General features: G+C 72.5%; 6 protein-coding genes. All 6 read left to right on the top strand.

The window, feature by feature from the left end:
- Positions 1-43: 43 nt before the first annotated feature.
- The gene (locus tag ADY01_RS30450) at positions 44-1171 is read left to right on the top strand and encodes a hypothetical protein (protein ID WP_049579900.1); all 1128 of its coding nucleotides are present in this window, start codon (positions 44-46) and stop codon (positions 1169-1171) included.
- Positions 1172-1256: 85 nt separating this feature from the next.
- Complete coding sequence (locus tag ADY01_RS30455) at positions 1257-2363, top strand: ABC transporter substrate-binding protein (RefSeq protein ID WP_049579901.1); 1107 nt, start codon at positions 1257-1259, stop codon at positions 2361-2363.
- Positions 2360-4102, top strand: a complete 1743-nt coding sequence (locus tag ADY01_RS30460; RefSeq protein WP_049579903.1) for an ABC transporter permease — start codon at positions 2360-2362, stop codon at positions 4100-4102. Before ADY01_RS30455 ends, ADY01_RS30460 begins: the two co-directional genes overlap by 4 nt.
- Positions 4103-4143: 41 nt before the next feature.
- Positions 4144-5361: an ABC transporter ATP-binding protein gene (locus ADY01_RS30465; protein ID WP_234320479.1), complete on the top strand. Its 1218-nt coding sequence runs from the start codon at positions 4144-4146 to the stop codon at positions 5359-5361.
- A gap of 23 nt (positions 5362-5384) precedes the next feature.
- A complete protein-coding gene (locus tag ADY01_RS30470) occupies positions 5385-6380 on the top strand; it encodes a PDR/VanB family oxidoreductase (RefSeq protein ID WP_199826346.1) in 996 nt (331 codons plus the stop codon).
- A gap of 65 nt (positions 6381-6445) precedes the next feature.
- Positions 6446-7024: class I SAM-dependent methyltransferase (locus ADY01_RS30475; RefSeq protein WP_234320480.1), on the top strand; the 579-nt coding region annotated here is incomplete at its 3' end.

Genomic DNA, 7024 nt, shown 5'->3' on the forward strand with positions numbered 1-7024 from the left:
CGCCTTGACGACCGCCCGCCCGACCCGAGCAAGGAGCACGAGCATGGCCGACATCGTCGCCGCCGCGGCAGCGGTGCACGCACCCCAGCTGCTCAGCCGCCCGCCCTACGAGGAGCTGGACAAGCTCGACCACAGCACGGACGCGCTCAAGCGGTTCGCCGCCGTCCTGGAGGAGACCCGCCCGGACGCCGTGCTGGTCATCGGCATCGACCACCTGGAGACGTTCTGGCTGGAGGCGGTCCCCACCTTCACCCTGGTGATGTCCGAGGAGTGCGAGGCCGTCTACACCGACCGCAGCCTGCGCAGGGCGGTGCACACCGGCATCGCCAAGGACCTCCTGCGGGGCGTCATCGCGCAGGACTTCGACCTCACGTACTCCCAGGAGGCCGTCCTCGGGCACGCCTTCCTCACCCCGTTCGAGTACATCCTCGGCGACCTCGACGTGCCCGTGGTGCCGCTGCTGGTCAACACCTACCTGCCGCCGCTGCCCAGCCCCCGCCGGTGCCACGCCCTGGGCCGGGCCATCGCCCGCGCGCTGGCCGACCGCCCCGAGCGGATCGCCGTCATCGCCAGCGGCGGCATGTCCCACTTCCCCGGCACCTCGCGCTACACCGCGCCCGACTACGCCTTCGACCGGTGGGTCATCCAGGAGACGGCGGCGGGCCGCTACGACGAGCTGCTCGACCTCACCCCGGTCAACCTCGACGAGGTGGGCGAGAGCGAGCTGCTGACCTGGTGCGTGATGCTCGGCATGATCGGCGACCGGCCCGGGTCCCTCCTCTCCTACCAGGAGCTCTCCCACCACGGCCAGGGCGTGCTCCAGTTCCTCCCGCCCACCGCGGCGGCCACCCCCGCGCCCGAGCCCGTCCCCCGCTACGGCGGCCACGAGTTCACCGCCGACGACTTCCTCTACTACCGGTTCCCCGAGCCCTCCAGCCTGCCGCTCAACCGGTTCCTGCGCCGGATCATCACCGAGGGCGACGTCCGCGCCCTCTTCGTCACCGACCAGGCCCGTTCCCTCGCGGAGAGCGGCCTGCGTCCCGACGAGCGCGAGGCGCTGCGCGGCGAGGGCTTCGACCAGCTGGTCGGGCTCGGCGCGCACCCGCTGCTGGCGCTGTCGGCCTGGCAGGTCGTCAAGAACGCCAAGGCCGCGCGGACCGCCGCCGGCTGAGCCCGGGACCGGTCGCCCGGGCCGGTCGCCCAGGACCGGTCCAGCACGCCCACACAACGGAGTTGGGGAAGAAAGGGAGCAGCCCATGGCCCGGCTACGACGCCACGCCACCCTGGCACTCGGCATGACCATGGTGGCCCTCGTGGTGGCCGCCTGCGGTACGCCCTCCACGCTGACGCCGATCGACAACAGCGACACCTACGCCGACTACAACGCGCTGCGCGGCGACGAGCGGCGCGAGGCGCTGGTCGCCGCCGCCCAGGAGGAGGGACACCTCACCGTCTACACCACGAGCGACAACGTGCGCAGCACCGTCGCCCCGGCCTTCGAGGAGGAGTACGGCATCAGCGTCTCGGTCTACCGGGCCACCACGGAGACGATCCGGCAGCGCATCCTCCAGGAGACCGACGCCGGACGGCCGCGCAACGACGTGGTGGAGACCAACGACATCGAGATGGCGATCCTCGCCGGGCGCGACCTCCTGGGCGCGTACGAGCCGGGGATCGAGGTGGACGAGCGGGCGGTGCTGCCGTTCATGGTCGGCGCCTACTTCATCGCGACGCTGCCCATCAGGAACACCGACCTGGTCGCCCCCGACGACGCCCCCCGGGAGCTGGCGGACTTCACCGACCCGCGGTGGGAGGGGCGGCTCGCGCTGGAGAAGGAGGACAGCAACTGGTACCTCACCGCGTACCGCTACTTCACCGCCCAGGGCATGAGCCAGGACGACTTCGTCGCGATGATGAAGGGCATCGCCGCCAACGCCCGCACCGTCAGCGGCCACCTCACCTCCAACGAGCTGCTCAAGTCCGGCGAGTACTCGGTCTTCGTCACCGACTTCCTGCACTACGCCACCGCGGAGAACGCCGGGCCCGTGGACCACGAGCCGTTCGTGCAGCCGGTGAATCTCCAGGTGCTCGGCGCCGTCCCCATGCGGGGCGCCGAGAACCCGGCCGCCGCGACGCTGTGGTCGGACTTCTACCTCACCGAGGCGCAGCCGCTGCTCAACGGCAACGCGGGCGTCCCCACCAACCCCTCGGCCATACCCGACTACCAGCCGCTGCTGCCCGACGACGAGGGCGTCCTCGTGGAGGACTGGCGGACGCTGCTCGAAGACGGGGCGGAATGGGCCGCGGCCTACGGGAACCTGCTCGCGGGCAGGGACCCCGTTCTCCCGGACGGAGTGTCATGACCACCATCAGCGCGGACGCGCCCCCCGAACTCCCCGGCCACCCGCCCGCCCGCATCCGGCGCCTGCGCCCGACCCGGCCTGGGCCGCGCACCCTCACCCTCCTGGCCGTCTGCCTCGTCGTCCTCTACCTCGTCGCCGTCCCCATGCTGTTCCTGCTGCGGGACGCCTTCCTGGAGGACGGGAGCCTGACCCTCGACGGGTTCAGCGGCGCCTTCGGCGGCGCGGGCACCGGCTCCATGGTGGCCAACACCCTGGTGTTCGCCCTGGGTTCGACGGCGCTGGGCATGGTGCTTGGCACCGTCCTGGCCTATGTCGCCACCCGCACCGACTCCCCGTTCCAGAGGCTCATCTACGCCTCCTCGCTCATCCCGCTGATCATCCCCAGCATCCTCTACGCGCCCGCCTGGGTCTTCCTGACCAGCCGCGACATCGGGCTGTTCAACGAGATCGCCGACCAGCTGGTCGGCGCCCGCCCGTTCAACGTCTACAGCATGGCGGGCATGGTCTGGGTCCAGGGCCTGCACATCGCCCCGATCGCGTTCCTCTTCATGGTGGCCGCCTTCCGCGCCATGGACCCCTCCCTGGAGGAGGCGGCGCGCACCTCGGGCGCCTCCCGGCTGGCCGTGCTGCGCCGGGTGACGCTGCCGCTCAGCCGCCCGGGGATGGCGGGCGCCGCGCTGATCCTGTTCGTCCAGAGCCTGGAGGTCTTCGAGATCCCCGCCCTGCTCGGGCTGCCCGCGGACATCTCCGTGATGACCAGCCAGATGTACGAGCTGTTCCAGACCTACCCGATCGACTTCCAGGCCGTCGGCGCCATCGGCGTCACCCTGCTGGCCGTCGCCTGCCTCGGCGTCTGGCTCGCCTCCCGCACCGGCGGCAGCGTCAAGCAGTCGGCGACCGTCTCCGGCAAAGCGTTCCGCCCCCGCCGCGTGGAGCTGGGCCGGGCCCGGCCCTGGGTCGCGTCGCTGGTCGCGCTCTACTTCCTGGTGGTCGTCGCGCTCCCGGTCGGCGTGCTGGTCTACGCCTCCCTGCTGCCGTACTACGAGACGCCGAGCGCCGACGCGTTCGGGGCGATGTCCTTCGGCAACTACGAGTCGATCCTGAACGACCCGACCGTCCTCCAGGCGTTCTCGAACACCATCCTGCTCGGGCTGGGCGCCGCCCTGATCGTGATGGTGCTCTCCGCGATCGCCTCCTGGCTCGTGGTGCGCACCCGGGTGCCGGGCCGCTCGCTGCTGGACGCGGCGGCGTTCTCCCCGATCGTCGTGCCCGGCCTCGTCCTCGGCCTGGCCATCGGCTTCGTCTACCTGCACGTCAGGCTGCCGATCTACGCCACGCTGTGGATCATCCTGATCGCCTATGTGACCCGCTTCCTGCCCTACGGCATGCGCTACGCCTCCGCCGCGATGAAGTCCGTCTCGCCCGAGCTGGAGGAGTCGGCCTACGTGTCCGGCGCGGGCTGGCTGACCACCGTGCGCCGCATCCTGCTGCCCCTCACCAGCCCGGGCATGATCGCCGGGTTCGTCTACGTGATGGTGGTCAGCTTCCGTGAACTCCAGTCCACCATCCTGCTCTACAGCCCCGGCAAGGAGACCGTCTCCGTCCTGGTCTGGGAGGAGTACCAGAACGGCGGGCTGCCGCAGGTGGCCGCGATCGGCGTGCTGCTGGTGCTGGTGCTGCTCGCCTTCGTCGGCCTGGCCCTGGCCGTCGGCGGACGCAAGGGCGTGCGTATCCAGTGACCGGGCCCGCCTCCTCACCCTTCGACCGTCGGGAGCACCCCATGGCGACCATGCTGTCCATCACCGGCATCACCAAGAACTTCGGCGTCGAGAGCAGCCGCCGGCTGCGCGGCCGGGGGGTCGAGGTCGCGCCGCGCGCCCTCGCGCTCGACGGCGTGGACCTGGAGGTCACCAAGGGCCAGTTCCACACCCTGCTCGGCCCCTCGGGGTGCGGCAAGACGACGCTGCTGCGCTCCATCGCCGGGCTCGAACGCCCCGACCGGGGCACCATCTCGCTGGCCGGGACCCCGATCTTCTGCTCGGAGCGGCGGATCAACGTCGTCCCCGACCGCAGGGGCCTGGGCATGGTGTTCCAGTCCTACGCGATCTGGCCGCACATGAACGTGTTCAAGAACGTCGCCTTCCCGCTCGGCGTCACCCGTGTCGACGGCCGGCGCATGCCCCGGGCCGAGCAGCGCGCCCGCGTGCTGGAGGCGCTGGAGGTCGTGGGCCTGGGACCCTACGCCGACCGCCCGGCCACCAACCTCTCCGGCGGCCAGCAGCAGCGGCTCGCCGTCGCCCGCGCGCTGGTGACCAGGCCCAGCCTGGTGCTCCTGGACGAGCCGCTGTCCAACCTGGACGCCAAGCTGCGCGAGAGCATGCGCTTCGAGCTCAAGCGCCTCCAGCGCGAGACCGGCGTCACCATGGTCTACGTCACCCACGACCAGAGCGAGGCGCTGGCCCTCTCCGACGTCGTCACCGTCATGTCGGCGGGGAACATCGTGCAGAGCGGCACCCCCCGCGAGGTCTACGACCGGCCCGCCTCGCTGTTCGTGGCCCAGTTCGTCGGCTCGCCCAACCTGCTGCCCGGCACCGTCGGTTCCGGCGGCGGCGCGACCTCGCGCGTGGAGTGCGTCCTCGGGGCCGTCGCGGTCGCCGCCGCGAACGGCGCGGCCCGCCCCGGCGCGCGCGTCCAGGTGCTCATGCGCCCCGAGGACCTGACCATCACCGGCGCGGAGGAGAAGGGCGCGAACGGGGACGGCGCGAACGGGTTCGACGGCGTCGTCGCCGCCACCGCGTTCGAGGGCGAACGGGTCCGCCACCACGTCGAGGTCGCGGGCGTCACCGTCGAGTGCCACTCCGAACGCCACCGCGCCTTCCCGGCCGGGGCCCGCGTCCGCCTGACCATCGCCCCCGAGCACGTCCGGCTCGTCCCCGAGGAGGGCGCGCCGGACCCCGGTACCCGGGAGGCCGGGGCCCTGACCGGCGCGGACGCGTGAAGCGGGAGAGGACGGGAACGCGGATGAACGAGGCGGGCGGGATGAACGAGGCGGACGGGACGGACGGCGGCCTCCTGGAGGTGGCCGTCACCCGGCGCACGGCGGTCGCCGAGGGCGTGGTCGCGATCGAACTGGCGCGCATCGACGGCGCGCCGCTGCCCGCGTTCGACCCCGGCGCCCACGTGGACCTGCACATCGCGCCCGGACTGGTCCGCCAGTACTCGCTGTGCGGCGACCCGGCCGACACCCGGCGCTACCGGCTGGGCATCCTGCGGACCGAGACCTCGCGCGGAGGCTCGCTGCGGGTGCACACCCGGCTGCGGGCGGGCCAGTTCCTGCTGATGAGCCCGCCGCGCAACCACTTCCCGCTCGTCCACGACGGCGCCCCGGCCGTGCTGTTCGCGGGCGGCATCGGCGTGACGCCGCTGCTGCCGATGGCCCGCGCGCTCGCCGCCGGGGGCGTGCCCTTCGAGGTGCACTACCGGGCGCGCACCAGGGCGCGGCTGGCGTTCGCAGACGAGCTGGCGGAGTACGCGGGGGCGCGCGGGCCGTACCTGTACCCGGACGACGAGCCCGGCGGGGACACGTTCGACCCGCTGGCCGCGATCCGGCGCGCGGGCCCGGGCGCGCGGGTCTACGTCTGCGGCCCGCGCGGCTTCATGGACGCCGTCCGCGACGCCGCGCTGGCGGCGGGCATCCCGGAGACACGCCTGCACGAGGAGACGTTCGTCAACGAGGTCGACACCTCGGGGGCCCCGTTCACGGTGGTGGCCGCCCGCACGGGCGTCGAGGCCGAGGTCACCCCCGGCCGGACGATCTCCGACGTCCTGCGCGAGCGCGGCGTCCCGGTCCGCACCTCCTGCGAGACCGGCGTCTGCGGTACCTGTCTGACCCGGGTCGTCGAGGGGGTCCCCGACCACCGCGACGTCTTCCAGTCGCCCGCCGACCAGGCGAAGGGGCGGCACATCACCCTGTGTTGCAGCCGCGCCCGCACCCCCGTCCTCGTCGTGGACCTCTGATCCGTGCCGCGTGCGGGGTAATTCGGTGGCGCCGCCGCCACGGGCGTCGTTACCGTCGCGCCGTGATGCACCAGAATCCGCTCGCCTACCTGGTGGGCCTGGAGGGGACCGCTCTGCTGCGTTCGTTCACCGGGGAACACGATCGCGCGTTCGTCGAGGCGCGTATCGCCGAGCTCCGGAAGCTCCTCGACGACGAGACGCTGGCGGACGCGGCCGTGGACGTCGCCCGCGTGGGCACGGTCGACGGATACGAGATCTGGTCGAGGACGTATGACGGCCCCAACTCGGCGTTCGACATCGACGAGCCGGTGGTCGGGGACATCCTCGACGGGATACCGGAGGGTGTCGCCCTGGACGCCGCCTGCGGCACCGGGCGGATGACGGCCCTGCTGGCCGAGCGCGGTCACCGGGCCGTCGGCGTCGACAGCTCGGCGGACATGCTGGCGCGGGCACGCGAGCGGGTGCCGGGTGGCGAGTTCCGCCTCGGCGATCTGCACCGGCTGCCCGTGGCCGACGATTCCGTGGACCTGGTGGTCTGTTCCCTCGCCCTGACGCATGTGCCTGAACTGGGGCCGGTGATCGCGGAGTTCGCCAGGGTGCTGTGCCCGGGCGGGCACCTCGTGATCTCGGACATCCACCCGGAG

Origin of the sequence: Streptomyces sp. SBT349, from assembly GCF_001083795.1 — a bacterium.
Classification (GTDB): Bacteria; Actinomycetota; Actinomycetes; order Streptomycetales; family Streptomycetaceae; genus Streptomyces.

What these genes read in the sequence shown, in the direction of transcription:
- ADY01_RS30470 (WP_199826346.1), top strand. Translation starts at nt 5,385, where the DNA reads ATGAACGAGGCGGGCGGGATGAACGAGGCGGACGGGACGGACGGCGGC.
- ADY01_RS30450 (WP_049579900.1), top strand. Translation starts at nt 44, where the DNA reads ATGGCCGACATCGTCGCCGCCGCGGCAGCGGTGCACGCACCCCAGCTG.
- ADY01_RS30465 (WP_234320479.1), top strand. Translation starts at nt 4,144, where the DNA reads ATGGCGACCATGCTGTCCATCACCGGCATCACCAAGAACTTCGGCGTC.
- ADY01_RS30455 (WP_049579901.1), top strand. Translation starts at nt 1,257, where the DNA reads ATGGCCCGGCTACGACGCCACGCCACCCTGGCACTCGGCATGACCATG.
- ADY01_RS30460 (WP_049579903.1), top strand. Translation starts at nt 2,360, where the DNA reads ATGACCACCATCAGCGCGGACGCGCCCCCCGAACTCCCCGGCCACCCG.